Source organism: Agromyces sp. S2-1-8 (assembly GCF_021129215.1).
Taxonomy (GTDB): domain Bacteria; phylum Actinomycetota; class Actinomycetes; order Actinomycetales; family Microbacteriaceae; genus Agromyces; species Agromyces chromiiresistens.
The window spans coordinates 1,975,704-2,001,513 of record NZ_JAJOLP010000001.1; the positions used below are offsets into that span (position 1 = coordinate 1,975,704).

Annotated in this window: 28 protein-coding genes; 13 read left to right on the forward strand and 15 right to left on the reverse strand. The window is 71.0% G+C overall.

Annotation, left to right across the window (positions count from 1 at the left end; translation table 11 throughout):
* Positions 1–28: 28 nt before the first annotated feature.
* The 5 genes from LR269_RS09035 to xseA form a co-directional block, all read right to left on the reverse strand.
* On the reverse strand, positions 29–1,444 hold the full coding sequence (locus tag LR269_RS09035) for a class II fumarate hydratase (RefSeq protein WP_374201103.1): 1,416 nt from the start codon (positions 1,442–1,444) through the stop codon (positions 29–31).
* An 80-nt stretch (positions 1,445–1,524) separates the two neighbouring features.
* Entirely contained in the window at positions 1,525–2,187 is a 663-nt protein-coding gene (locus LR269_RS09040; RefSeq protein WP_231430408.1) for a carbonic anhydrase, read from the reverse strand.
* Positions 2,188–2,202: 15 nt separating this feature from the next.
* Positions 2,203–2,844, reverse strand: a complete 642-nt coding sequence (locus LR269_RS09045) for a DUF4245 domain-containing protein (RefSeq protein ID WP_231430409.1) — start codon at positions 2,842–2,844, stop codon at positions 2,203–2,205.
* Complete coding sequence (locus LR269_RS09050; RefSeq protein ID WP_374201104.1) at positions 2,844–3,101, reverse strand: exodeoxyribonuclease VII small subunit; 258 nt, start codon at positions 3,099–3,101, stop codon at positions 2,844–2,846. The genes LR269_RS09045 and LR269_RS09050 overlap by 1 nt, the downstream gene beginning before the upstream one ends.
* 10 nt (positions 3,102–3,111) lie before the next feature.
* Complete coding sequence (xseA, locus tag LR269_RS09055; RefSeq protein WP_231430411.1) at positions 3,112–4,380, reverse strand: exodeoxyribonuclease VII large subunit; 1,269 nt, start codon at positions 4,378–4,380, stop codon at positions 3,112–3,114.
* Between the two features lie 87 nt (positions 4,381–4,467).
* Between xseA and LR269_RS09060 the strand changes: the two genes are divergently transcribed.
* A complete protein-coding gene (locus LR269_RS09060) occupies positions 4,468–5,511 on the forward strand; it encodes a 4-hydroxy-3-methylbut-2-enyl diphosphate reductase (protein ID WP_231430412.1) in 1,044 nt (347 codons plus the stop codon).
* Between the two features lie 12 nt (positions 5,512–5,523).
* Here LR269_RS09060 and LR269_RS09065 read toward each other — a convergent pair whose 3' ends face one another.
* A complete protein-coding gene (locus tag LR269_RS09065; protein ID WP_231430413.1) occupies positions 5,524–6,678 on the reverse strand; it encodes a low temperature requirement protein A in 1,155 nt (384 codons plus the stop codon).
* Positions 6,679–6,770: 92 nt separating this feature from the next.
* Between LR269_RS09065 and LR269_RS09070 the strand changes: the two genes are divergently transcribed.
* The 3 genes from LR269_RS09070 to LR269_RS09080 are packed head-to-tail and all read left to right on the forward strand — an operon-like array spanning position 6,771 to position 11,262.
* The gene (locus tag LR269_RS09070; RefSeq protein ID WP_231430417.1) at positions 6,771–7,457 is read left to right on the forward strand and encodes a TetR/AcrR family transcriptional regulator; all 687 of its coding nucleotides are present in this window, start codon (positions 6,771–6,773) and stop codon (positions 7,455–7,457) included.
* Positions 7,448–9,184 (forward strand): ABC transporter ATP-binding protein, encoded by a 1,737-nt coding sequence (locus tag LR269_RS09075; protein ID WP_231430419.1) that lies wholly within the window; start codon positions 7,448–7,450, stop codon positions 9,182–9,184. Before LR269_RS09070 ends, LR269_RS09075 begins: the two co-directional genes overlap by 10 nt.
* Positions 9,185–9,240: 56 nt before the next feature.
* A complete protein-coding gene (locus LR269_RS09080; protein ID WP_231432302.1) occupies positions 9,241–11,262 on the forward strand; it encodes an ABC transporter ATP-binding protein in 2,022 nt (673 codons plus the stop codon).
* Between the two features lie 28 nt (positions 11,263–11,290).
* On the opposite strand, the gene LR269_RS09085 is transcribed toward LR269_RS09080, so the two are convergent.
* Positions 11,291–11,950, reverse strand: a complete 660-nt coding sequence (locus tag LR269_RS09085; RefSeq protein ID WP_231430420.1) for a DUF6264 family protein — start codon at positions 11,948–11,950, stop codon at positions 11,291–11,293.
* A gap of 8 nt (positions 11,951–11,958) precedes the next feature.
* Positions 11,959–12,990, reverse strand: a complete 1,032-nt coding sequence (gene fbaA / locus LR269_RS09090; RefSeq protein WP_231430422.1) for a class II fructose-bisphosphate aldolase — start codon at positions 12,988–12,990, stop codon at positions 11,959–11,961.
* Positions 12,991–13,107: 117 nt separating this feature from the next.
* Here fbaA and LR269_RS09095 point away from each other — a divergent pair, with 117 nt between their 5' ends.
* From LR269_RS09095 to LR269_RS09105, 3 genes are all read left to right on the forward strand, one after another.
* Positions 13,108–14,109: a fructose-bisphosphatase class II gene (locus LR269_RS09095; RefSeq protein WP_231430423.1), complete on the forward strand. Its 1,002-nt coding sequence runs from the start codon at positions 13,108–13,110 to the stop codon at positions 14,107–14,109.
* A gap of 143 nt (positions 14,110–14,252) precedes the next feature.
* Positions 14,253–15,242 (forward strand): class II fructose-bisphosphatase, encoded by a 990-nt coding sequence (gene glpX, locus LR269_RS09100; RefSeq protein ID WP_231430425.1) that lies wholly within the window; start codon positions 14,253–14,255, stop codon positions 15,240–15,242.
* A 210-nt stretch (positions 15,243–15,452) separates the two neighbouring features.
* The gene (locus LR269_RS09105) at positions 15,453–15,842 is read left to right on the forward strand and encodes a VOC family protein (protein WP_231430426.1); all 390 of its coding nucleotides are present in this window, start codon (positions 15,453–15,455) and stop codon (positions 15,840–15,842) included.
* A 111-nt stretch (positions 15,843–15,953) separates the two neighbouring features.
* Here LR269_RS09105 and rmuC read toward each other — a convergent pair whose 3' ends face one another.
* Together rmuC and LR269_RS09115 are read right to left on the reverse strand one after the other, a co-directional pair.
* Entirely contained in the window at positions 15,954–17,486 is a 1,533-nt protein-coding gene (rmuC, locus tag LR269_RS09110) for a DNA recombination protein RmuC (protein WP_231430428.1), read from the reverse strand.
* Positions 17,487–17,588: 102 nt separating this feature from the next.
* A complete protein-coding gene (locus LR269_RS09115; RefSeq protein WP_231430430.1) occupies positions 17,589–18,194 on the reverse strand; it encodes a 3'-5' exonuclease in 606 nt (201 codons plus the stop codon).
* Positions 18,195–18,260: 66 nt separating this feature from the next.
* Between LR269_RS09115 and LR269_RS09120 the strand changes: the two genes are divergently transcribed.
* Positions 18,261–19,007, forward strand: a complete 747-nt coding sequence (locus LR269_RS09120) for a class I SAM-dependent methyltransferase (RefSeq protein WP_231430432.1) — start codon at positions 18,261–18,263, stop codon at positions 19,005–19,007.
* Positions 19,008–19,058: 51 nt separating this feature from the next.
* Here the strand turns inward: LR269_RS09120 and LR269_RS09125 are convergent, their stop codons facing one another.
* Together LR269_RS09125 and LR269_RS09130 are read right to left on the reverse strand one after the other, a co-directional pair.
* Positions 19,059–19,538 (reverse strand): SRPBCC domain-containing protein, encoded by a 480-nt coding sequence (locus LR269_RS09125; protein WP_231430434.1) that lies wholly within the window; start codon positions 19,536–19,538, stop codon positions 19,059–19,061.
* Complete coding sequence (locus LR269_RS09130) at positions 19,535–19,852, reverse strand: helix-turn-helix transcriptional regulator (protein WP_231430436.1); 318 nt, start codon at positions 19,850–19,852, stop codon at positions 19,535–19,537. Before LR269_RS09130 ends, LR269_RS09125 begins: the two co-directional genes overlap by 4 nt.
* A 108-nt stretch (positions 19,853–19,960) precedes the next feature.
* On the opposite strand from LR269_RS09130, the gene ychF reads away from it, so the two are divergent.
* Positions 19,961–21,034: a redox-regulated ATPase YchF gene (gene ychF, locus LR269_RS09135; RefSeq protein ID WP_231430438.1), complete on the forward strand. Its 1,074-nt coding sequence runs from the start codon at positions 19,961–19,963 to the stop codon at positions 21,032–21,034.
* A 255-nt stretch (positions 21,035–21,289) separates the two neighbouring features.
* On the opposite strand, the gene LR269_RS09140 is transcribed toward ychF, so the two are convergent.
* Both LR269_RS09140 and LR269_RS09145 read right to left on the reverse strand, forming a co-directional pair.
* Complete coding sequence (locus LR269_RS09140; RefSeq protein ID WP_231430439.1) at positions 21,290–21,925, reverse strand: hypothetical protein; 636 nt, start codon at positions 21,923–21,925, stop codon at positions 21,290–21,292.
* Positions 21,926–22,010: 85 nt separating this feature from the next.
* Entirely contained in the window at positions 22,011–22,574 is a 564-nt protein-coding gene (locus LR269_RS09145; protein ID WP_231430441.1) for a transcriptional regulator, read from the reverse strand.
* A 67-nt stretch (positions 22,575–22,641) separates the two neighbouring features.
* On the opposite strand from LR269_RS09145, the gene LR269_RS09150 reads away from it, so the two are divergent.
* Genes LR269_RS09150 through LR269_RS09160 form a run of 3 tightly spaced genes read left to right on the forward strand, consistent with a single transcriptional unit; the run spans position 22,642 to position 24,413 of the window.
* The gene (locus LR269_RS09150; RefSeq protein WP_231430443.1) at positions 22,642–23,211 is read left to right on the forward strand and encodes a dienelactone hydrolase family protein; all 570 of its coding nucleotides are present in this window, start codon (positions 22,642–22,644) and stop codon (positions 23,209–23,211) included.
* Positions 23,212–23,245: 34 nt separating this feature from the next.
* Positions 23,246–23,794 carry a GNAT family N-acetyltransferase gene (locus LR269_RS09155; protein ID WP_231430446.1) on the forward strand — a complete coding sequence of 183 codons (549 nt, stop codon included), beginning with the start codon at positions 23,246–23,248 and terminating at the stop codon, positions 23,792–23,794.
* A 1-nt stretch (position 23,795) separates the two neighbouring features.
* A complete protein-coding gene (locus LR269_RS09160; RefSeq protein WP_231430448.1) occupies positions 23,796–24,413 on the forward strand; it encodes a class I SAM-dependent methyltransferase in 618 nt (205 codons plus the stop codon).
* Positions 24,414–24,511: 98 nt separating this feature from the next.
* Here LR269_RS09160 and LR269_RS09165 read toward each other — a convergent pair whose 3' ends face one another.
* A complete protein-coding gene (locus LR269_RS09165) occupies positions 24,512–24,856 on the reverse strand; it encodes a LysR family transcriptional regulator (RefSeq protein WP_231430451.1) in 345 nt (114 codons plus the stop codon).
* A 156-nt stretch (positions 24,857–25,012) separates the two neighbouring features.
* On the opposite strand from LR269_RS09165, the gene LR269_RS09170 reads away from it, so the two are divergent.
* Positions 25,013–25,771, forward strand: coding sequence for an SDR family NAD(P)-dependent oxidoreductase (locus tag LR269_RS09170; protein ID WP_231430455.1), 759 nt, complete (start codon positions 25,013–25,015; stop codon positions 25,769–25,771).
* Positions 25,772–25,810: the final 39 nt, after the last annotated feature.

Consider the following 25,810-nt stretch of genomic DNA (forward strand, 5'->3'; position numbering starts at 1 on the left):
CCGGCACGAGGCATCCTCATCGGTGACGTTACTTCGCCTGCGGGGGGCGCGTCATCGAGAGCAGGTCGAGGGCCGAGTCGAGCTGCTCGACCGTCAGGTCGCCGCGCTCGACGTAGCCGAGGTCGATGACGGCCTCGCGCACCGTGATGCCCTTGGCGACCGAGTGCTTCGCGATCTTCGCGGCGGCTTCGTAGCCGATGAGCTTGTTGAGCGGCGTGACGATGGAGGGCGACATGCCGGCGAGGGCCGTCGCGCGCTCGACGTTCGCCTCGAGGCCGTCGATGGTCTTGTCGGCGAGGACGCGCACCGAGTTGGCGAGCAGGCGGATCGACTCGAGGAGCGCAGTGCCCATGACCGGGATCTGCACGTTGAGCTCGAACGCGCCCGAGGCGCCGCCCCACGCGATGGTCGCGTCGTTGCCGATGACCCGGGCGCACACCATGAGCACGGCCTCGGGCACGACCGGGTTGACCTTGCCGGGCATGATCGAGGAGCCCGGCTGCAGGTCGGGGATGTGCAATTCGCCGAGGCCGGTGTTCGGGCCCGAGCCCATCCAGCGCAGGTCGTTGGCGATCTTCGTGAGGCTCACCGCGATCGTGCGGAGCGCGCTCGACGCGTCGACGAGGCCGTCGCGGTTCGCCTGCGCTTCGAAGTGGTCGGCCGCCTCGGTGATCGGCAGCTCGGTCTCGGACTGCAGCAGCTCGATGACGAGCTGCGGGAAGCCGGCCGGGGTGTTGATGCCCGTGCCGACGGCGGTGCCGCCGAGCGGGACCTCGGCGACGCGGGGGAGCGCCGAGCGCACGCGCTCGATGCCGAGGCGCACCTGGCGGGCGTAGCCGCCGAACTCCTGGCCGAGGGTGACGGGCGTCGCGTCCATGAGGTGGGTGCGACCGGCCTTCACGACGCCGGCCCACAGCTCGGCCTTCGCCTCGAGGGCGACCGCGAGGTGGTCGAGCGCCGGGATGAGGTCGTCGATGAGCGCGGCCGTGACCGCGATGTGCACCGAGGTCGGGAACACGTCGTTCGACGACTGCGAGGCGTTGACGTGGTCGTTCGGGTGCACGGCGCTGCCGAGCTTCGAGGTCGCGAGCGTCGCGAGCACCTCGTTCATGTTCATGTTCGAGCTCGTGCCCGAGCCGGTCTGGTACACGTCGACCGGGAAGTGCTCGGTGAAGCCGTGTGCGCCCGAGATGACCTCGTCGGCGGCGGCCACGATCGCGTCGGCGATGCCCTGGTCGAGAACGCCGAGGCGCGCGTTGGCCTGCGCTGCCGCCTTCTTGATGCGGGCGAGCGCCTGGATCTGCTGGGGCTCGAGACCCGACCCCGAGATGGGGAAGTTCTCGACCGCGCGCTGCGTCTGCGCCCGGTACAGGGCCCGCGCGGGCACCCGCACCTCGCCCATCGTGTCGTGTTCGATGCGGTAGTCGGCGGCGTTGTCCACCACGGTGTGCTTCCCCTTTTCTGCGATGCCGGTGGGCCCGGCTGCGATGCCGGCGCGGCCGGCGAATGCCGCGCGCGGCGGCGTCAGATGCGACCGATGACGATGTCGGTCTCGACGCGACCTTCGAACAGTCGGTAGTTCGCGCCGACGAAAGCCAGCGTACCTGCTGCGACCGCGTCGCTGATCATCTCGGAGCTCTCGACGAGCTCGGTGACGGTGTTGCGCAGGTGCTCACGACCGACGAACGCGGTGTCGACATGGCTCGGCTCGATCGGGCCGTCGCCGCCGGCGACCTTGCGCACCGCGGGGACGATCTTCTCGACGAGACCCGCGATGTGAGGCGGCAGCGGCGCGGCGTCGGGCGCCTGCGAGTCGATCGCGGCGCGCACCGCCCCGCACTCGTCGTGTGCCAGCACGATGATGACCGGCACGTCGAGGATGCCCACGGCGTACTCGAGCGAGCCGAGGGCCGACGGCGTCACCACCTGGCCGGCGTTGCGCACGACGAACGCGTCGCCGAGGCCGACGTCGAAGATGATCTCGGCGGCGAGGCGCGAGTCGCTGCAGCCGAAGATCGCCACGATGGGCCGCTGGGCGTGCGCGAGCGAGCCGCGGTGGTCGATGTCCTGGCGGGGGTGCTCGGGCTCGCCGGCGATGAAGCGCTCGTTGCCCCGGCGCAACTCGCGCCACGTGGCGGCCGGAGTGTCGGGACGGGCGGTGGGCGCATCGTTCGGCTGCTCGGTCACGTGGCTCCTCGTGGTCTAGTCCTGCGCCTCGATCGTCGGCGTGATCGCCGTGGCGAAGGTGGCGAACTCTTCGGGGGTGGCCGTGCCGAGCAGCACGAAGGTGCTGCCGCCCGACTCGGTGGTCAGTGCGTACCGCGCGTTGCCGACGTCGGCGTCGGTCTTGCGGTTGTCGTAGATGGTCCAGTCGACGCCGTCGATGTTCACGGTCCCCGTCGCGAGGGTGCGCGCGAGCTGGTTCGCGACCCAGGTCGGGTTCGCGTCGAAGCCCTGGTACAGGCCGAGGTACTCGTCGCTCGGCGTGAGATAGCCCGCGTACCAGGCGGTGACGTCGTCGGTCTTGTCGGTACGCAGCTCGGCGGCGTTGGCGCGCCAGCCCTCGGGCAGCTCGGGTACGGCGATCGGCTCGTCGCGGACCGCCTGCACCTGCTCGGCGACGGCGGAGACGTCGATGTCGCGATCGATCGGGGTGTCGCTGCGCGGCACCATGAGCACGATCACGACGACGATCGCGAGGCTCGCGCCGAGCGCGAGCACGAGGTTCTTGAGGGTCTGGCGCTGCCGGTGCTTGAGCGAGGCGTCGGCCTTGCGGGCGGCCGTCTCGGCCGGGGTCTCGGGGCGGCCGAGCTCGGCGACGACCCGTGGTGCGCGTTCGGCCATCAGCGCTCGTCGCCTTCGGGGTCGGCCGAGTCGCGACCCGACAGGGATGCCGCGGCGCCGGCCCGCGCCGCGTCGAGGCGTGCCTTCGCGCCGATGAGCCACTCCTCGCAGCGGGCCGCGAGGGCCTCGCCGCGCTCCCACAGCGCGAGCGACTGCTCGAGCGTGGCCGAACCCTGCTCGAGCTCGCCGACGACGCGCACGAGCTCGTCGCGCGCCTGCTCGTAGCTCAGCTCGGCGACATCGGGGGTGGAGGGCATGGGGCCCATTCTATTCGCCGCCGCCGACCGGCTCGGTCGCGCCCGCGTCGCCCGATCGGGCCGGCGCCGGCGCCTCGCCCTCGGATCTCGCCGAGATGGCGCCGGCGGCGAGCATCACCGTGAGCGCTGCGCCGACGGGCGCGGCGGCCGGCGAGGTCACGACGTGCCCGTCGGCACCCTGCACGATCGCGTACCCGCGGTCGAGCGTCGCCTGCGGCGACAACGCCCGGAGGTGACCGCGGAGCTCGCCGATCCGGTGCGTCTGCCGTTCGATGGAACGCCCGACGAGCTCGACGCCGCGTGCGACCCAGCGCGTGAGGTCTTCGGCACGGCGGTCGACGATCCACGAGGTGTCGGCGAGCGCCGGGCGAGAACGCAGGTGTCCGACGCGGTCGATCTCGTGGGCGACCAGCGTGCGCAGGCGGAGTGCGATGCGGGCGCGGGCCTGCTCGACGCGCAGCAGTTCTTCGCCGACGTCGGGCACGACGCGCTTGGCCGCGTCGGTCGGGGTCGAGGCGCGCAGGTCGGCGACCTCGTCGAGCAGGGGTCGGTCGGCCTCGTGCCCGATGGCGCTCACGATGGGGGTCGTCGCCTCGGCGGCGGCGCGCACGACCCGTTCGTCGCTGAAGCCGAGCAGGTTCTGGAAGTCGCCGCCGCCGCGCGCGACGATGATGACCTCGACGTCGGGGTCGGCGTCGAGGCGCCGGATCGCCGAGACGACCTCGCTCGCGGTGCGGTCGCCCTGCACGGCCGCGTGCACGACGCGGAACTCGACGGCCGGCCAGCGAAGCCGCGCGTTGCGCAGCACGTCCTTCTCGGCGTCGCTGTCTCTGCCGGTGACGAGCCCGACGACGCCCGGGAGGAACGGCAGCCGGCGCTTGCGATCGAGGTCGAAGAGTCCTTCGGCGGCGAGCTGGGCTCGCAGACGCTCGAGTCGCTCGAGCAGGTCGCCGAGGCCGACGTGCTTCATCTCGAAGACCTGCATCGACAGCGAGCCGCCCTTGACCCACCAGTTCGGCTTCACGAGGGCGACGACGCGGTCGCCCTGCTTGAACTCCTCGCCGAGTCGAGCCCTGACCGACGACCAGATCTGGAACGAGACCGTCGCGTCGGCGTCGAGGTCCTTCAGCTTGCCGTAGACGTTGCCGCCCGACACGCCCCACTGGGTGAGCTCGCCCTCGACCCACACCGTTCCGAGACGATCGATGTACTGCTTGAGCTTGCCCGAGAGGAGAGCGACCGGCCACGGCGCCTCGCGTGTCGCCGGAGCATCCGTCACCGTGGCCTCCCAGCCGCCCGCCTGCGTGCGCCGCGTAGACTCGGCATCGTGACGAGCTTGACTGATGCCCCGCGGATCGGCCTTGGCATGCCCAGAATCCCGAGCGTGCGCGGCCGGCTCAAGGATAACCCGGTCGACCGACCCAAGCGCGTGCTGCTCGCGGCGCCCCGAGGCTACTGCGCCGGTGTCGACCGCGCGGTGATCGCGGTCGAGAAGGCGCTCGAGCACTACGGCGCACCGGTGTACGTGCGCAAGCAGATCGTGCACAACATCCACGTCGTCACCGAGCTCGAGAAGCAGGGGGCGATCTTCGTCGACGAGGTCGACGAGGTGCCCGAGGGCGCCCACATCGTGTTCAGCGCCCACGGCGTCGCGCCCGCCGTCGTGAACGCCGCGTCCGACCGCGGCCTGCACGCGATCGATGCGACCTGCCCACTGGTCACGAAGGTGCACCGCGAGGCCGTGCGGTTCGCGCGCGACGACTTCGAGATCCTGCTCATCGGCCACGAGGGCCACGAAGAGGTCGAGGGCACCGCCGGCGAGGCGCCAGATCACGTCACCCTCGTGAACAGCCCCGACGACGTGCCCAACATCGAGGTGCGCGACCCCGACAAGGTCGTGTGGCTCTCGCAGACGACGCTCTCGGTCGACGAGACGATGGAGACGGTGCGGCGCCTGCGCGAACGGTTCCCGAATCTGCAGGACCCGCCCAGCGACGACATCTGCTACGCCACCCAGAATCGCCAGGTCGCGATCAAGAAGGTCGCGCAGGAGGCCGAGCTCGTGATCGTCGTCGGTTCGGCGAACTCGTCGAACAGTGTGCGCCTCGTCGAGGTCGCGCTCGAGAACGGGGCCAAGGCGGCGTACCGGGTCGACTACTCGAGCGAGATCCGCCAGGAGTGGCTCGACGGGGTCGCCACGGTCGGCGTCACGAGCGGCGCCTCGGTGCCCGAGGGCCTCGTGAAAGAAGTGCTGCTCGAGCTCGCCGACGCCGGGTACGCCGAGGTCGACGAGGTGAAGACGGCCGAGGAGGACCTCATGTTCTCGCTGCCGAAGGAGCTCCGCAAGGACCTCCAGGGCAATCGCGACGCGCGTGCGCTCGGAGGCCGCAACCGCGCCGCCGACGCCTGACGCGAGCCCCGATCAGCCCGCCGTCGCGGCGACGGGCTCGCGGCGACCCGCCGACGCCGCCTCGAGCGTGAGTGCGGCGGCGACGATCGCGATGACCGCGGCGAGCTGGGCCGCGCCCGAGGCCAACGCGCCGAGCGGCGCGGTCGCGAGGGCGACGGCCGCGGCACCGAGCCGCCACGCGATCGGGCCGAGCGAGAGCGTGCGCCGATAGGCGGCGTCGGCGACGAGGTACACCGCCGTGCCGCCCGCGACGAGCCAGGCGCCGGATGGCTCGGCCGGGGCGAAGGCATGGCCGAGCAGCTCGTGCAGGCCCGCCGCGAGCAGCACGAGGCCGAAGATCATCGCGAGGTGCTCGAGGTAGAAGGCGACGAGGGCGAGGCGGGTGCGCGCCTCGGCCGGCGCCTCGGCGATCGCCCGCTCCGCGCGTTCGTCGTCACCGGTGAAGTAGCACCACCACAGTGCGGCGACGAGCCCGACCGCGAGCACCGCGCCGACGATGAGCGCCGGCTCGATCTCGTGGCCGGTCGCGCCGACGCCCACCGAGACGATCGACTCGCCGAAGGCGATGATCATGACGAGCCCGTGCCGCTCGACGAAGTGCGTCGCGCCCGGGTCGAACCCGCCGCGCGAGCTCAGCGCGGCGGAGATGAAGAAGGCGGCGAACGGCAGGGTGAAGAGCACCCAGTCGAGCGGGCCCTCGACGAAGCCCGAGCACACGAGCAGCACGCCGACGAGCACGTTCGACGGTCCGACGACGAGCATGCGTCGCGCGGCGGCGCGGCCGCCCCGGTGGATGAACAGGGCGGCGTGGATCACGGCGACGACGATGTAGCTCGCGCCGAACAGCACGCCGGTCGCGCCGAACGCCTCGGGGATCGCCAGCGACATGACGAGGAACGCCGCCATCGCGCCGATGAGCGCGATGCGCACGAACGCGGTGTCGGGCGCGGCCTGGTTCGTGAGCCAGGCGAACGCGTCGTACATCCACCACACGAGGCCGAGCACGAGCGCGGCCTGCGCGATGCCGGTGACGTCGGGCTGATGCACGACGATCTCGGCGACGCGGCTGATGGTGAAGACGAAGACGAGGTCGAAGAGGAGCTCGACCGTCGAGACCCGTGAGGCGATGCGGGCGATGCGGTCGGCGGGGAGGTCGCGGCTCGGCACGTCGCCACGGTAGCGCAGGCGCGGCCGCCGGGTCGCTCGCCCTCGGCGAACATGATGTGAGTGAGCGCTCACTCAGTGCTACGCTCGCGCTCATGACCATGCCGCCCGCCCAGGCATCGACCCCGCCGCCGACCAGGCAGGGCCGGGCCAAGCCGATGTCCGTCGACGACCGGCGGGCCGCGATCGCCGCGGCCACCGTGCCCCTGCTCTCGCAGTACGGTCGCGACGTCACGACCCGGCAGATCGCGGAGGCGGCCGGCGTCGCCGAGGGCACGCTCTTCCGCGTGTTCGACAACAAGGAGGCGATCATCGACGCGGCCGTCGAGGTGTTCCTCGACCCCGAGCCGTTCCGCGAGGCGCTGCGCCGCATCGACCCGGGCCTGCCGCTCGACCTCAAGATGCGCCTCGTCATCGACCGCTTCCAGGACCGCTTCAGCGGCATCTTCGGCGTCTTCGCCGCGCTCGGCGCCCGGCCGCGCCCGCCGCAGTCGATCGACCCCGGCGCGATCGTCGCCATCTTCGAGCACCTGCTCGCGCCCGAGCTCGAACGACTGCGGGTGCCGCCCGCCGACGTGTTCGCGTTCGTGCGCATCATCGCGTTCTCGTCGGCGATGCCGCAGTTCGCCCAGACCACCGGCCTCGACTCCGACCGGCTCGCCGACCTCATCGTGCACGGCATCATCGGCCGGCGCGACACCGCCGCCGAGGCATCCGCCGCGCCCGCAGACCACCCCGCCACCCGAACCGCCGCCCCGAGGGGAACCGAACCATGCTGCTGAGACTGCTGCGAACGTACCTGCGCCCGTACCGCTGGCTCGTCGCCGCCGTGATCTTCTTCCAGCTCGTGCAGTCGATCGCATCGCTGTACCTGCCGAGCCTCAACGCCGACATCATCGACGACGGCGTCGCCACCGGCGACACGGGCTTCATCCTCTCGACCGGCGCGGTCATGCTCGGCATCACGCTCGTGCAGGTCGCCGCCTCGATCACGGCGGTCTACTTCGGTGCGAAGACCGCCATGGGTCTCGGGCGCGACGTGCGCCGCTCGGTGTTCCGCCGGGTCGCCGACTTCAGCGAGCAGGAGGTGTCGCGATTCGGCGCTCCGAGCCTCATCACCCGCTCGACGAACGACGTGCAGCAGGTGCAGATGCTCGTGCTCATGAGCTGCACCATCCTCGTCTCTGCGCCCATCCTCGCGATCGGCGGCGTGATCATGGCGCTCAAGGAGGACCTCGCGCTGTCGTGGATCATGGTCGTCGCCGTACCCGTGCTGCTCATCTCGGTCGGGCTCATCATCAGCCGCATGGTGCCGCTCTTCCAGTCGATGCAGCGCAAGATCGACGGCGTCAACCGCGTGCTGCGCGAGCAGCTGACCGGTATCCGCGTCATCCGCGCGTTCGTGCGCGAAGGCGTCGAGTCGGAGCGCTTCGACGACGCCAACGACGCGCTCACCGACACGGCGCTGAAGGCCGGCCGGCTGTTCGCGCTCGTCTTCCCGATCGTCATGCTCGTGCTCAACCTCTCGAGCATCGCCGTGCTGTGGTTCGGCGCGTTCCGCGTCGAGGACGGGTCGATGCAGGTCGGGTCGCTCACGGCGTTCCTCAGCTACCTCATCCAGATCCTGATGGCGGTCATGATGGCGACGATGATCGCGTTCCTGCTGCCGCGCGCGGTCGTCTCGGCCGGCCGCATCGGCGAGGTCCTCGAGACCGAGTCGACGGTGCACGACCCGGTGCAGCCGGTCATCGCGCTCACGGCGCCGGGCACCGTCGAGTTCCGGGGCGTGAGCTTCGCCTACCCGGGAGCCGAGGCACCCGTGCTGCACGACCTCAGCTTCACGGCCCGCCCCGGCGAGGTGACCGCGATCATCGGCTCGACGGGCGTCGGCAAGACGACGATCGTGAACCTCGCCGCTCGGCTCTTCGACGCGACGAGCGGCAGCGTGCTCGTCGGCGGCGTCGACGTGCGCGATCTCGACCCCGAGCTGCTCAACGCGCAGTTCGCCCTCGTGCCCCAGAAGCCCTACCTGTTCGCCGGGACCGTCGGCTCGACCCTCAGGTACGGCGACCCGGATGCCTCGGACGACGAGCTGTGGGCGGCGCTCGAGACCGCCCAGGGGCGCGACTTCGTCGCCGCCATGCCGGGCGGCCTCGACGCCCCCATCGCGCAGGGCGGCACGAACGTGTCGGGCGGTCAGCGGCAGCGCCTCTCGATCGCGAGGGCGCTCGTGAAGCGACCGCCGATCTACCTCTTCGACGACTCGTTCTCGGCGCTCGACACCGCGACCGACCAGCGGCTCCGCGCCGCACTCCAGCGCGACGTCGCCGACGCCACGATGATCGTCGTCGCGCAGCGCGTCGCGACGATCACGGGCGCCGACCAGATCCTCGTCGTCGAAGACGGCCGCATCACCGCTCGCGGCACCCATGACGAGCTGCTCGAGACCTCGCAGGCGTACGCCGAGATCGTCGAGAGCCAGCTGAGCGCAGAGGAGGCGGCAGCGTGAGCGAGCAGAAGACCGAGGCGGCGGCGACGCCGCGCCCGCCGGTGCGTCGCGGGCCGATGGGCGGCGGCCCGATGGCGGGCATGGGCATGCCCGCCGAGAAGTCGATGAACTTCGGCCCGAGCGCGAAGCGGCTCATCGGGCGGCTGAAGCCGGAGCGTGCACTCGTCGTGTTCGTCATCCTGCTCGGCGTCGTGAGCGTCGTGTTCAGCGTGCTGGGCCCGAAGATCCTCGGCCAGGCGACGAACATCATCTTCGAGGGGTTCGTCTCGCTGCAGATGCCCGCGGGAGTCACCCAGCAGCAGGTCGTCGACCAGTTGCGCGCCTCGGGCGACACCCAGCAGGCCGACATGATCGCGTCGATGCAGAACATCGTGCCGGGGCAGGGCATCGACTTCGCCGCGCTCGCCGCGGTGCTCGGACTCGTGCTGCTGCTCTACGTGCTCGCCTCGCTGTTCGGCTGGGCGCAGGCGTATGTGCTGAACGGCGTGACGCAGCGCACGGTCTACCGGCTGCGCCGCGAGGTCGAGGAGAAGATCCACCGGCTTCCGCTGTCGTACTTCGACAAGATGCAGCGCGGCGAACTGCTCTCGCGGGTGACGAACGACATCGACAACATCTCGCAGACCCTGCAGCAGACGATGAGCCAGCTGCTCACGTCGCTCCTCACGGTCGTCGGCGTGCTCGTCATGATGTTCGTCATCTCGCCGCTGCTCGCGGTGATCGCGCTCGTGACGATCCCGTTGACCCTGCTCATCACGACGATCATCGCGAAGCGGTCGCAGAAGCAGTTCATCGCCCAGTGGACGCACACGGGCACGCTCAACGCCCGCATCGAGGAGGCCTACTCGGGCCACGCCCTCGTGCGCGTCTTCGGGCGGCGCCACGAGGTCGAGCAGTCGTTCGACGAGAAGAACGAGGAGCTCTACACGGCGAGCTTCGGCGCCCAGTTCGTGAGCGGCATCATCATGCCCGCCATGATGTTCGTCGGCAACCTCGTCTACGTCGCGATCGCCGTCGTCGGCGGGCTCATGGTCGCCGGCGGCTCGATCTCGCTCGGCGACGTGCAGGCGTTCATCCAGTACTCGCGCCAGTTCACGCAGCCGCTCAGCCAGCTCGGCTCCATGGCGAACCTGCTGCAGTCGGGCGTCGCAAGCGCCGAGCGCGTGTTCGAGCTGCTCGACGCCGACGAGCAGGTGGCCGACCCCGAAGAGCCCGAGGTGCCCGAGGCCGCGCCCGGCGAGGCGTCCGGTCGCCTGGTGTTCGAGGACGTGTCGTTCAGCTACGACCCCGGGAAGCCGCTCATCGAGCACCTCTCGCTGACCGCAGAGCCCGGGCAGTCGATCGCGATCGTCGGGCCGACCGGCGCCGGCAAGACGACGCTCGTGAACCTCATCATGCGGTTCTACGAGCTCGACGCCGGGCGAATCACGCTCGACGGCGTCGACATCACGCGCATGACGCGCGACGAGCTGCGCGGGCGCATGGGCATGGTGCTGCAGGACACGTGGCTGTTCTCGGGCACCATCCGCGAGAACATCGCCTACGGCCGGCCGGATGCCTCGGAGGAGGAGATCCTCGAGGCAGCCCGCGCGACCTACGTCGACCGATTCGTGCGCACGCTGCCCGACGGGTACGACACCGTGCTCGACGACGAGGCCTCCAACCTCTCGGCGGGCGAGCGTCAGCTCGTCACGATCGCGCGTGCGTTCCTCGCGCAGCCGGCCGTGCTGATCCTCGACGAGGCGACGAGCTCGGTCGACACCCGTACCGAGCTGCTGCTGCAGCACGCGATGAACGCGCTGCGCGCCGACCGCACGTCGTTCGTGATCGCGCACCGGCTGTCGACGATCCGCGACGCCGACCTGATCCTCGTGATGGAGTCGGGCCGCATCGTCGAGCAGGGCACGCACTCGGGTCTGCTCGCCGCGGGCGGTGCGTACGCGCGGCTCTACCAGGCCCAGTTCGCGGCGCCGGTCGACGGCGAGGAGGAGACGGCCCGCGAGGACGAGCGCGACGCGGAGGCGGTGGAGTCGGCGACCGCCGAACCTGAGACGGGCGCGATCGAGGCGCTCGGGTAGGGGAGGGGCGGATACGCCGCGGCGCCCGTCAGGGGGTCGCCGTCGGAATCGTCAGGAAGAACTCGGCGAAGGCCGGATCGCTGAACGCCACCACGTAGGTCACGATCATCACGACGATGAACGCGACGACGCCGGCGAGCAGCGGGATCCACCACGAGCTGGTGCCGGCCCGCATGCGTGCGCGCGACCAGACGAGTGCCCCGAACCAGAGTGCGAGCTGCGCGATCACGCCGACGGCGATCGCGATGGGCGTCACGGGCCCGGCGTTGAACTCGGTCGGCGGCGTGGTGCCGAGCATCGAGGCCGTCAGTTGCAGCGACTGGAGCATGCTCGACGGCAGGGAGACGAGCGAGAGCACGTTGTAGACGGCGCCCATCGCGCCGAAGACGAGGAGCGCGACCGTCCAGGCGCGGTCGGTCGGCCGGGCGACCGCGCCGGGCCGGGCGTACGCCGGGACGGGGGCGCCGGCGGAGCGTGCCGAACCGGCTGCCGGGCCGGCAGCGTCGGGCGCGTGGTTCGTGCCGGCCGAGTGGGGGTCGGCGGGCGGCTGCCAGGTCCACCCCTCCGGGGCGTACTCGCCGTATCTCGGACGAGGCCGCTCGTCGGCGGACGGCGTGACCGGCGGCTGCGGGGCAGCGGCACCGGCCACGGCGTCGTCGGGCGTACGAGCGGCCTCGTCGGGAGTCATCCGGTGCCCTACGCGGTGATCGACTGGCCGGCGGACCCGAGCTGACGGGTCGACTCACCCACGCGCACGGCCATCGCCGACTCGGCGACCTTGCCCCACGCCCGCGGGTCGTACTGCTTCTTGTTGCCGACCGAACCGTCGACCTTCAGCACGCCGTCGTAGTTCTGGAACATGTAGCCGGCGATCGAACGCGTGAACGCGTACTGCGTGTCGGTGTCGATGTTCATCTTCACGACGCCGTTCGCAACGGCTTCGGCGATCTCGGCGTCGGTCGAGCCCGAACCGCCGTGGAAGACGAGGTCGAGCGGCTTCTCACCGGTGCCGTACTTGGCGGCGAGGCCGTCCTGGATCTCCTTGAGGAGCGCAGGACGCAGCTTCACGTTGCCCGGTGCGTAGACGCCGTGCACGTTGCCGAAGGTGAGGGCGGCCATGTAGCGGCCCTGCTCGCCGAGGCCGAGCGCCTCGACCGTCGCGATCGCGTCCTCGAGGGTCGTGTAGAGCGCCTCGTTGGAGCCCTCGTGCTTGACGCCGTCCTCCTCGCCGCCGACGACGCCGATCTCGACTTCGAGGATCGCGTTGATCGCCTTCATGCGGGGGAGGATCTCCTTCGCGATGTCGAGGTTCTCGGTGAGCGGCACGGCCGAGCCGTCCCACATGTGCGACTGGAAGATGGGGTTGCGACCCGCCTTCACCTCGGCCTCGGAGGCCTCGATGAGCGGGAAGACGAAGTCGGCGAGCGCCGGCTTCGGGCAGTGGTCGGTGTGGAGGGCCACGGTGACGGGGTACGACTTCGCGACCTCGTGCGCGAAGCGCGCGAAGGCGAGGGCGCCCGTCGCCCGGGCCTTCACGGTGTGGCCGGCGAAGTAGTCGGCGCCGCCCGTCGTGACCTGGATGATGCCGTCCGAACCCGCCTCGGTGAGGCCCTGGAGCACCGCGTTCAGGGTCTGCGAGCTCGAGACGTTGAAGGCGGGGAACGCGAAGCCCTTGGCCTTCGCGGTGTCCAGCATCTCGGCGTACTGCTCGGGGGTGGCGATGGGCATGGTGCTCCTTCGATGACGACAGTGGGTTCGGCACGAGTCTAACGACTCGCGAGCAAGGCTCAGATGTTGATGACCTGCGGCGCGCGGCGGACGATGAACGGCGGGCAGGATGGGCTCATGACTTCGTCGCTCGTGCCCGCCGTCGCGCGGGCCGCCGCCGCCTGCCTGCCCCTCATCGGCTCCGGCGACGGCCACGCGGTCGACGCCGCGGCGGTCGCCGCGATGCGCGCCGCGCTCGCCGACGTGCCGTTCGACGGGAGGGTCGTCGTCGGCGAGGGGGAGAAGGACGGTGCGCCGATGCTGCACCTGGGGGAGCGGTTCGGTCGTGCACGGCCGGGCGACCCGGCGATCGACCTCGCCGTCGATCCGGTCGACGGCACCCGGCTCGCCGCCGCCGGTCGCCCCGGTGCGATGGCGGTCATCGCGGTGGCACCGCGCGGCGGACTGTTCGATCTCGGGCCGGCGCACTACCTCGAGAAGCTCGTCACGTGGGTGCCCGGCATCACGGCGCCGGATGCCTCGGCGGGAGGCATCGCGGGCGCGGTCGTGCGGGTCGTGACCGCCGCCGCGGCGCGGCGCGGTGTCGCGCCGGACGAGGTGCTGGTCGCCGTGCAGGATCGACCTCGCAATCGGCCGTACGCCGAGGCGGTCGAAGCAGCGGGCGGTCGGGTCGAGCTGTTCGAGCACGGCGACGTCGAGCTGAGCCTCCGGGCGCTGCACGGCCGGTCGTCCGCATCGCGCACCGACGGCGAACAGGGTGGAATCGCCGGCCTCGACGCGGTGGTCGGCATCGGCGGGGCGCCCGAGGGCGTCATCGTGGCGACCGGCGCACGTGCACTCGGCGGTTCGATGCTGGCCCGGTTCGCGCCGCAGTCGGAGCGCGAGCGGGTCGGCGTGCTCGCCCACCTCGCGGGCGTCCGCCCGATCGACGACGTCGTGGCTCTCGACGTCCTCTGCGCCGCGCCGGTCGAGGCCGTCGACCTGCTCGTCGCCGCGGTCACGGACTGCGAGATCGGCGTCTCGCTGCCCGGCGTGCTGGCGATGCCGGGTGGGGCACGAGTGCACCGCTGGTCGACCTCCGAACGCGTGGCCGGGTGGGCCGACTTGCTCGACGGTTAAGAATCGTCGAACTTGCGCGCCGTGGGCCGCCGAATTTCATCGGATGGCGCGATCGGCTCGTTAGGCTCGAAACGGCGGGATCACCGCCGATCGGCGCGCCGCGGCACGACCACGGCGCAGACGCGTCCTGGAGGACCCCGCTCATGAGCAACGAAGCCAGCCTGTTCCACCACCCCGATCGCAACCTCGCGCTCGAGCTCGTGCGGGCGACTGAGGCGGCGGCGATCCGGGCGGTGCCGTGGATCGGCAAGGGCGACAAGAACGCGGCCGACGGCGCGGCCGTCGACGCGATGCGCGCGTTCCTCTCGACCGTCGACTTCGACGGCGTCATCGTGATCGGCGAGGGTGAGAAGGACGAGGCGCCGATGCTCTTCAACGGCGAGCGCGTCGGCTCGGGCAACGGACCGGCCTGCGACATCGCCGTCGACCCGATCGACGGCACCTCGCTCACGGCCGCGGGCCGATCGCACGCGCTGTCGGTGCTCGCCGTGTCGGACCGTGGCACGATGCTCGACGCCTCGAGCGTGTTCTACATGGACAAGATCGTGACCGGGCCTGCCGGCCACGGGGTCGTCGACATCCGCAAGCCCATCGGTGACAACATCCGTGCGCTGGCCGCGGCGCTCGGCAAGGACGTCGGAGACATCCTCGTCGCGGTGCTCGACCGCCCGCGCCACGAGCAGCTCATCGCCGACATCCGCGCGGCGGGCGCCGGCACCCGCCTCATCCTCGACGGCGACGTCGCGGGCGGCATCAACGCGGCCCGCAGCGGCAGCCGCATCGACATGTGCGTCGGCATCGGCGGCAGCCCCGAGGGCATCACGACGGCCTGCGCCGTCAAGGCGCTCGGCGGCTTCATGCAGGGCCGGCTGGCGCCGAAGGACGACGCCGAGCGCGAGCGGGGCATCGCCGCCGGCCTCGACGTCGACGCGGTGCTCGAGATCGACGACATGGTGCGCGGCGACAACACCTTCTTCGTCGCGACCGGCGTCACCGACGGCGCGCTCGTCGCCGGCGTGAAGCGCGAGGGCGACTACATCGTCACCGAGTCGGTCGTGCTGCGCTCGAAGTCGGGAACGCTGCGGCGGATCCAGGCGGAGCACCTCGCCTCGAAGTGGCTCGACGAGGACTGAGACGCGTCAGGGCGCGTTCCCTCGCTCCGGGGGCTTTCCCGCAGGTCGGAGTTCGGCAGGGCTCTCGAGTTGCGGGAGTGCGCCCCGAACGAGTTCGCGCGGGAGCGCAGCGCATCGTGCGCTCCGCACGGCCTTGCCGCGGTGCACGGGACCTGCGAGGCTCGGCGCAGGGTGTCCGCACGCTGCGTGCACTCGACCCGAGGGGGAGCCATGGTGCAGATGCTGGACGCGTTTCCGGGACTCGCGGTCGACGACATCGACGCGGCGCGGAACTTCTACCGTGACGTGATCGGGCTCGATGTCGCCGATGACATGGGCGGTCTTCGCCTGACGCTGCCGTCGGGCCAGACCTTGTTCGTGTACGGCAAGCCCGATCACGAACCCGCCGGCTTCACGGTGCTGAACTTCGTCGTCGCGGACGTCGACGCCGCAGCCGACGAGCTCAACGCCGCCGGTGTGGTGACGAAGATCTACGCGGGCGACCTGGACTACGGAACCGATGAGCGCGGCATCGCGCACGGCCGCGAGGCAGGGACGGGACCCGACATCTGCTGGTTCCGCGACCCCGCGGGGAACGTGCTCAGCGTGCTGCAGCCCTGAGACGCCCGCGTCGGCGCTACGTGCGCGCGCTCGCGCCGCTGCGCTCGCGCGACGGGTCGATGCCCGCCGGCGACCGCGCGCTCGTGCAACGCACGCCGCCGTCGGACCGCGTCAGTTCGAGGCTGAACGGACCTCGGGGTCGATGTCGGCGCCTTCGAAGGCGTCATCGAGCGGAAGCAGCGCGTCGTCGCCCTCGTCGAAGGCGGTGGTCGGCGTGGCGCGGTCGACCGCTTCGCTCGCGGCGACCGGGGCCGCGTGGTCGTCACTCTGGATCGGGTCGTCGGCGACCGGGGCGGGGACGGCCGCCTCACCCTCGGTCAGTTCGGGCGAGGTGAGGCGACGCGGCGACTCGTGGATCGATTGCGGCTCGGCGACGGACACGAGCTTCGCCTCGTTGATGCCCGGGAACTGGCGTGCGGTCACGAGCACCCTCGACTCGAGCGAGCTCGCGAACTTGTTGTAGCTGTCGACCGTGCGCTCGATCGCCTTGCGCAGACCGTCGGCGTGACCGGCGAGCACGCCGATGCGCTGGTAGAGGGTGTTGCCGAGGTCGAACAGCTTCTTCGCTTCGTCGGAGACGGCCTGCTGCTGCCACGCGTAGTCGATCGTCTTGAGCACCGCGAACAGGTTGACGGGCGACGCGAGGGCGACCCGACGTTCGAAGGCGTAGTTGAGGAGCGTGGCGTCGGCCTCGAGCGCGGCGGAGAGCAGCGACTCGTTCGGGATGAACGCGATCACGAACTCGGGCGAGGCGTCGAAGCCCTGCCAGTACGTCTTCTTCGAGAGCGCGTCGATGTGCAGGCGAACCGCCTTGACGTGCCGTTCGATGAGCGACTTGCGCCGCGCCGCCTCTTCGCCCACGGCCGTCTCGGGGATCGAGGACGCCTCGATGTAGTGCTCGAGCGGCACCTTCGAGTCGAGCGGGATGTACTTGCCGCCGGGGAGGTAGACGACCATGTCGGGACGCCCACGGCCCGCATCGGTCGAGATCGAGTGCTGCACACCGAAATCGACGTGCTCGAGCAGGCCCGCGGCCTCGACCACCCGGCGCAGCTGCGTCTCGCCCCAGACTCCGCGCGTGCTGTTGGAGCGCAGGGCGCTCGCGAGCGACTCGGTCGTCGCCCGCAGCCGCTCGTCGGCGGCCTGGGCCTGCTTGAGCTGCTCGGCCAGCGAGCCGTATTGGGAGCTGCGCTGCTGCTCGAGCTCCGAGACCTTCTGCTGCATGCTCGCGAGCGTCTCGCGCACGGGGCTCAGCGCCTGCAGCACCGCGCTCTCGCGCTTCTCGCGCTCGGCCCGCTCGGCCTGGTCGGCCCGCTGCTGCTCGGCCGCATCGCGCTGCTGCGCCCGCTGCTGGTCGAGCTGCTCGCGCAGCCCGTCGACGGCGGCCGACGCGGCGGCGAGGTCGGCGCGCAGCTCGGCCTGGGTCTGCTGCTCGGCCGCGACGGCGCGAGCGAGCGCGGCTTCGCCCGCGGCCCGGAGCTCGACGAGCTCGCGCTCGTGCCGCGCGGCGACGAGCGCGGGGTCTTCGACGACCGTCGCGTCGACCGGTGACCCGGCGGCGCGTCGCTGCGCGAGGAACCAGGCGCCGAGCGCGCCGAGCGCGATGCCGACGACGAGGCCGATGATGAGCAGCAGGATCTCCATGCCACGAGTGTCGCAGGGGCCGCCGACATCGGGGGCGAGGCGCTCGGGGGAGCGGGGTCTCGACGCCGATGGTCGCGGTGGTCTCGATACGGCGCAGCGCGCCTACTCGACCGCCGGAGCCCGCACGGCCGCCGGCCGCGCCGCGCCGAGCATGCCGACGCGCACGCCCGTGATGCGCGCGAGCGCATCGAGGTCGTCGGCGTCGTGCCGCTGCGCGGCGTGCGCCATGATCGCCGCGCACGCCGCGGCGTCGTCGAGGGCGTTGTGGTGCGAGAAGTCCTCGAAGCCCGCGGCCATCGCCGCGACGGGCAGGCGGTAGGAGTCGAGGTGGTACGTCTTGCGGGCGACCTGCAGACTGCAGAGGTAGCGGTGGGAGGGCGCCTCGAGGCCGAAGGCCTCGCTCGTCTTCGCGATCACGCCCATGTCGAAGGTCGCGTTGTGGGCGACCAGCCAGTCGTCGCCCGTGAACTCGCGGAACTCGTCGAGGCGCGCGGCCCAGCCCGAGGCGTCCGCGACCATGTCGGGCGTGATGCCGTGGATGCGGACGTTCCACTCGTTGAACTCGTCGTGGGGGAACGGGGGGCGCAGCAGCCAGTACGCCCGGTCGACGACGCGCCCGTCGCGTACCTTGACCAGCCCGACCGAACAGGCCGAGGCGCCGGAGGAGTTCGCGGTCTCGAAGTCGATGGCGGTGAAATCCACTGGCATGCGGGCATCGTCGCACGGCCCGCCGACGGTTGACGGATGCCTCGCCGCGGGCATGGAATGGGGACCATGAATCCCCTCGGCCCCGAGAACGAGCATGCCGCGCGATCGTTCGGCTCCGCGGCATCCGTGTATCACGCTGCCAGGCCGGGCTACCCCGCCGAGGCGGTCGCGTGGCTCGTGGGCGATGCGAAGCGCGTGCTCGACCTCGGCGCGGGCACCGGGAAGCTGACCCAGGCGCTCGTCGAACTCGATCGGGAGGTGATCGCGGTCGACCCCGTGGAGGAGATGCTCGACGAGCTCGAGATCGCCGTGCCCGGGGTGCCGCGCATCCTCGGCACGGCGGAGGACATCCCGATCGAGGACGACGCCGTCGACGCGGTCGTGGTCGGGCAGGCGTGGCACTGGTTCATCCCCGAGCGCGCGGTGCCCGAGATCGCGCGCGTGCTGCGCCCGGACGGCGTGCTCGGCCTCGTCTGGAACAGCCGCGACACGAGTGTCGGCTGGCTGCGCGAGGCCGGCGAGATCATGCAGGAGCGCCACGACGCGAGCGCCGGCTTCGAGGAGTACGTGCGCATCGGCGCACCGTTCGGCCCGATCGAGGAGCACACGGTGGCCTGGGCGGCGCGGATGAGCCGCGACGGCTTCCTCGACCTCGTGCGCTCGCGCTCGACCTTCATCACCGCCGGCGCCGTCGAGCAGGCCGACACGATCGCGAAGCTCGAGGAACTGCTCGCCCGGCATCCCGATCTCGTCGGCCGAGACGAGCTCGAGGTGCCGTACCTGACGCGCTGCTTCCGGGCGCGGCTCGCCTGATCGACATCCCTGCGCGGCGGATGCCCCGGGGCCGACGCCGCTCGCAGGCGATCAGGCCGCAGCGGCGACGAACCGTCCGAGCACGAACTCCCACCCGGTGACGTAGCGGTCCCGCACGTCGCCGTCTCGGCGCTTCGCCCAGCCCGTGTGCACGAGCGTGAGGGCGCAGCCGGCCGCGTCGGCCGCGAACGCGACGGCGACCTGCGTCGCCTCCTCGGGTCCGAGGGCGGGATGCCACGTGAAGGCGAGCGCGTGCGGCGGCTGCCATCCGGTGATCGTGCCCCACACGCTCGTCGAGCCGTCGCGCAGCGTCTCGACGATGAGCCCGCCGACCCGGCCGTCGATCGCGAGGTCGACCGCGTCCTCGTGGCCGGCCGAGTGGGTCGCGAGCGGCCACCACTCGGCGATGCGGGCGGTGAAGAGCTCGAACGCCCGGTCGGGTGCGAGCGGCACGTGCACGGTCTTCACGATCGCGTCGGCCGGAGGGGCGGGCTCGCCCGGGATGTCGTCCATGATGACGTCCTCGTTCACGATGACTCCTTCGATTCGCGTTCCGCGGCTTCCGCGAAGCGGGAGAGCGCGGCCGACCAGAACTCGTCGAGCCAGCCGCGCAGGGCCTCGGCGCCGCGGTCGTCGAGGCGGTAGATGTTGCGGGTGCCGACCGCGTCGTGCGTGACGAGGCCGCTGCTCGCGAGCACCCGCAGGTGCTGCGAGACGGCGGGCCGGCTCACGGGCAGTCCAGCGGCGACCTCGCCGACCGAGAGCGGCCCCGAGGTCGCCAGCAGTTCGACGATGCGGCGCCGGGTCGGGTCTCCGAGCGCGTCGAGCACTTGGTAAGCCTCCACGAACGGTAAGCTACCACTTACTGGTATGCCGAGGCAAGTGCCGGCACGAGGCATCCGCGCCACCGCGCTCATGGGCCCGCCATCACCGGACCGGTACGATAGACCCCCGTGGCTCTCACTATCGGCATCGTCGGCCTGCCCAACGTCGGCAAGTCCACCCTCTTCAACGCCCTCACCAAGAACCAGGTGCTCGCGGCGAACTACCCGTTCGCGACGATCGAGCCCAACATCGGCGTGGTGAACCTGCCCGACCCGCGCCTCGAGCAGCTGGCCTCGATCTTCGGCTCGGAGCGCATCCTGCCCGCGGCCGTGTCGTTCGTCGACATCGCCGGCATCGTCCGCGGAGCCTCCGAGGGCGAGGGCCTCGGCAACAAGTTCCTCGCGAACATCCGCGAGGCCGACGCGATCGCCCAGGTCGTGCGCGGGTTCAGCGACTCCGACGTCGTGCACGTCGACGGCGCGGTCGACCCCAAGGCCGACATGGAGACCATCAACACCGAACTCATCCTCGCCGACCTCGAGACCCTCGAGCGCGCCATCACGCGCTATGAGAAGGAGGTCAAGGGCAAGAAGCTCGACCCCTCGGTGCTCGCCGCTGCGAAGGAGGCGCTCGAGGTGCTGCAGGCCGGCACCCCGCTCTCGGCGTCGAAGGTCGACATCGCCCCGATCAAGGAGCTCGGGCTGCTGACCGCCAAGCCCTTCATCTACGTCTTCAACGTCGACGAGGCGGTGCTCACGGATGCCGCGAAGAAGGCAGAGCTCGCGGCGCTCGTCGCTCCCGCCGAGGCGGTGTTCCTCGACGCGAAGATCGAGTCGGAGCTCATCGACCTCGACCCCGCGGATGCGGCCGAGCTGCTCGCCTCGACCGGACAGGACGAGTCGGGCCTCGACCAGCTCGCGCGCGTCGGCTTCGACACGCTGGGCCTCCAGACCTACCTCACCGCCGGCCCCAAGGAGTCGCGCGCGTGGACGATCCACAAGGGCGACAAGGCCCCGCAGGCGGCCGGCGTCATCCACACCGACTTCGAGCGCGGCTTCATCAAGGCCGAGGTCATCTCGTTCGCCGACCTCGTCGAGACCGGTTCGGTCGCCGAGGCCCGTGCCAAGGGCAAGGCCCGCATGGAGGGCAAGGACTACGTCATGCAGGACGGCGACGTGGTGGAGTTCCGCTTCAACGTGTGAGTCTTCCGCGACTGATGCCTCAGCCGGGCGGAATCACGCGCTCCCGTGCCGCGCTCGAAGACGGGGTTCGACGACGGCGAGCATCCGGTCGTGCGTTTCCGGGTCCGCTGAGACGACCAGCCCGCGACCCGTCGCCATACGTGCGCGCGACCACCTCCGCACCGGCCCGGGCGGCGGCGACGGCGACCTCGGCGTCAGTCAGCTCCATGCATGGACTGTAGCCTCAACGGTTCGCACGCGCCGCTCGGGTCGGCGTCACACGGCAGTGCCGTCCGCCCGCCGGGGATCATCGCGGCCGGGGTCCACGGCCGCCTCGTTCGTGGCCGCGGGGTGCGCATCGTCCACGGCGGTCCGCTCGTCCGCCGCCCGCGCGGCGACGCGTTCGTCCTCGTCGACGTGACCGTCCTGGTCGTCGCTGCTCGCATGGCGGGCGCGAGTCGTCTCGGTCGACACGTCGGGGTCGACGTCCGCCGCACGGCGGGCGTGCTCATCCGCTTCTTCCTGGAGGTGAGCCGCACGATCCGCGCGTTCGGCTCGTTCGCGCGCCAGCCGATCCGCTTCCAGCCTGGCGCGCTCGGCGGATGCCTCGGCCTCGGCGGCGTTCGACTCGGCGGCGAGCCGGGCGGCCTCGGCCTGCGAGGCCGCGGCGGCCTGCTCGCGGGCGTCCCGGGCCGTCTCGTCCGACTTCTCCCGAAGCTCAGCCGCACGACGGCGATCGGCCTCCGCCCGCGCCTCGGCCCGGCGCCGCGACGTGGCCCAGACCACGACGGCGACGATGATCGCGACCACGACGATCGCGACGACGATCCAGATCCAGATGCTCGTATCCATGAGTGATTCCACCCTTTCGGCGACAGCATCATTCAACGAGCCGGCGCGCGCGCCGGACAAGGGGTTGTGCCGGGGCCGTTTCTCTGCGTCGGTGCGCCGATGTCGGCCTCGTCGGATCCCGGTCCGACGTCGAGGTGCGCGGTGTCTACTCCGCGGTGGGCAGGGCCGGATATGACGTGGGGTAGATGCCGATCGTGAACCCGTAGACGGTCTCGCCCGACCTCGGCAACCGGTCGAACGATTCGACCAGTTCGGCCATCCGGTCCCAGAACTCGGAGGCCTGATCCTCCGAGATCCGCGCATGCCGGATGAAGCCCCAGAGCCTTCCCTGCTCGAAGGCCGTCGCCGACTCGCGTGCCGCGACCTCGAAGTCGTTGAAGTCGCCCGAGGCCTCCCCGCCGGCGGATGACGACTCGGCCGCCACGTAGAACATGCGCGCCGTTCGCCCGTAGAAGCGCTCCTCGATCGCCCGCACCTTCCGCGTCCGCACCACTTGGAGCAGGCCGTTGCGGGCGAGCACGTCCACGTGATGCGCGATCGTGCTCTTGGGGCGCCCGATGGCCTCCGCGAGCTGGCTGACCGTCGCAGCCCGCTCGTGGAGGAGCTGCAGGATCGTGGTGCGGACCGGGTGCCCGATGGCTCTCACCTGCGCGGGATCGGTCAGTGCCATCCGATCGGCGAGCGCGTAGTCCGGAGGGTTGTCCGCCATGATCGAACAGACTAGCATCATGGAATAATCCAAAACAGTCGATCGTTCGGAGAGGGAAGCCGCTGACATGGCCGAAGTGCTGCTCTACCACCACATCCAGGGGCTGACCGACGGCGTCCGGGCCTTCGCCGACGACCTGCGACGCGACGGCCACACCGTGCACGCGCCCGACCTGTTCGACGGCCGCACGTTCGGCAGCATCGAGGAGGGGTTCGCGTTCGCGCGTGAAGCCGGGTTCGACGCGATCCGCGAGCGCGGCGCCGCCGCAGCCGCGGCGCTCGGCCCCGACCTCGTCTACGCCGGGCTCTCCTTCGGCGTGACGATCGCGCAGCGACTCGCGCAGACGCGGCCGGGTGCCCGCGGGGCGCTCCTCATGCTCTCCTGCATCCCCGTCTCGGAGTTCGGGGGAGCTTGGCCCGAGGGCGTGCCGGTGCAGATCCACGGCAAGGAGGGCGACGAGTTCTTCGACGAGGACCTGCCCGCCGCGCGCGAACTGGTCGGCTCGACGAACGACGCCGAACTGTTCGTCTACCCCGGTGACGAGCACCTGTTCGTCGATTCCTCGCTCGAGGCGTACGACCCCGAGGCATCCGCCCTGCTCCTGGAGCGGGTGAAGGCGTTCCTCGCCGCGGTCTGACCGCGAGGCGGTCGGTGCCTGCGAGGATGGCTCCATGACACTGCCGACTCCGACGTTGCACACCGAGCGCCTGCGACTCCGTCCGTTCACGGAGGCCGACGGCGACGAGCTCTTCGAGCTGCTGAGCGACGCGGAGGTGCTGCGCTATTGGGACTCCCCGCCGTGGGTCGACCGGGCCTCGATCGCCCGCTTCATGGACGGATGCCGACGCATGGCGGAAGAGGGCAGCGGTGCGCGCGTGGCGATCGAACGCGTCGCCGACCAGGCGTTCGTCGGTTGGTGCACGTTCAACGGCTGGAACCCCGACTTTCGAAGCGCCTCCCTGGGGTACTGCTTCACCAAGGCCGCCTGGGGCCACGGCTACGCGACGGAGTCGGCGCGCGCGATGCTCGAGTGGGCCTTCGACGCGCTCGATCTCAATCGCGTGCAGTCCGAGACCGACACGCGCAACGCGGCGTCGGCCCGAGTGCTCGAGAAGCTCGGCTTCGTGCGCGAGGGAACGCTGCGAGAGGACTGCATCGTCAACGGCGATGTGTCCGACACCTGGGTCTACGGACTGCTGAGGCGCGACTGGGAGGGCTGAGATGCGCGGCGATCCAGCGACGGCGACGGCCGACGTGCGCGAGCGCTATCGTTCGCGTGCCGCCGAGTACACCGAACTGCTCGGGTCGGTCGACGCCATGGCCGCCCCCGACCGCGACCTGATCGCTCACTGGGCGACGATGATCGAGGGCCCGGCGATCGACGCGGGCTGCGGACCGGGACACTGGACGAGGTTCATCGCCGACCACGGCGTCGCGGTCGAGGGCGTCGACATGGTGCCCGAGTTCATCGAGGGCGCAACCGAGCGATTCCCCGACGTGACGTTCCGGCTCGGCAGGCTCGAATCGCTTCCCGCCGACGACGGCGCGCTCGGTGGCGTGCTCGCCTGGTACTCGGTCATCCACACCGAACCCGAGCAGGTGCCCGCGATCCTCGGCGAGTTCGCGCGCGTTCTCCGCCCGCGCGGCGAGCTGCTCATCGGCTTCTTCGAGGGCCCTCGACTGGAGCCGTTCGATCACGCCGTGGTCACCGCGTACTTCTGGCCCGTGCCCGAGATGCGATCCGCGCTCGAGGTCGCGGGTTTCGAGGTGGTCGCGGTGCACACGCGAACCGACCCCGGCCGTCGTCCGTACGGTGCGATTCTCGCCCGACGTCGGTGAGACGGCGGCGAACGGAGCAGCGTCCGGGCTGAGCACGGCGTGTCGCCGCCCCTGCCCGGCTTGTCGGCCGGTCTGTCATCCGATGCGCGGTCGACCGGTCAGCGCCCTTGGCGCTTCTTGTAGGGCTTGGGCTGGCCCTTCACGATCGGGGCGCGGCCCCGGCCCTTCGACGCCTTCGCCTTGCCGCCGGCCTTGACCGGGGGCCCCGCGGCGGGCTGCGGCGCCGCAGCGATCTCGGCCAGGGCCTCGGGCAGGAAGGCCGCCCCGAACTCCGTCAGGCGGGTCGGCTTCTGCCGGGTGAACAGCGGGCGCCCGAGCTCGGTCTCGAGCTTCTCGATCGACGAGTGGAGGGAAGCGAGGGGGATGTCGAGCGAGTCGGCGGCACGTGGGAAGTGCAGCTCCTCGGCCACGGCGACGAACCGTCGAAGCTGGGTGATGTTCACGCGAAGCCTTCCGTCGAGCCGAGCGTTCCGCGGCCGACTTCAGGTTATGCGATGGTCCTGAACATGCCTCGCCCGAGCGACAGTCGGTCGACAACAACCCGTGCTGACATATACAGTTTATGTAAGTACTAGTTTTTCATCGACAGCGAGGACGAAATGACCGACCACAACACCGCTCGATTCACCGGGCGAACCGCCATCGTGACCGGGGCCGGGTCCGGCATCGGATGGGCGACGGCTCAGATCCTCGCGCGTGCGGGCGCGACGGTCGTCGCAAACGACGTCGCCGAGGACCGATTGCACGACCTGATCGCCGATCTCGGCGACTTCGATCTCCGCGTCGTCACCGGCGATCTCACGCAGGAGGCGACCGTGGGCGAGCTCCTCCGCGCAGCCGAGGGCCGGGTCGACGTGCTCGCCAACATCGCCGGCGTCATGGACGGCGTCGTACCCGCCGACGAGGTCGACGACGCCACGTGGCAGCGCATCTTCGACATCAACGTGACCGCAGTGCTTCGCACGACCCGCGCGGTGATTCCACTGATGCGGAGCCGGTCGTCGGGTGCGATCGTGAACATCGCCTCCGAAGCCGCGCTTCGCGGCTCTGTCGGCGGTGCCGCGTATACGGCGTCGAAGCATGCGGTCGTCGGTCTGACGAAGAGCTGCGCAGTGATGTACGGGCCGCAGGGAATCCGCACGAATGCGGTCGCGCCGGGCGCGGTGGTCACGGGGCTCGATATGTCCGTGAAGTCGGAGTACGGCCCCGGTCGCGTCGGCCCGATCATGCAGGCGACGATGTCGCCCCCGGCGAGCGCCGAGCAGATCGCGAGCACTATTGCGTGGCTCGCGAGCGACGCGGCTGCGAACATCAACGGTGTCGTCCTCGCATCCGACGGCGGCTGGTCCGCAGCCTGATCTGCTCCCGCCATCGGGGCGAGTCCGTGATCGGCCTCG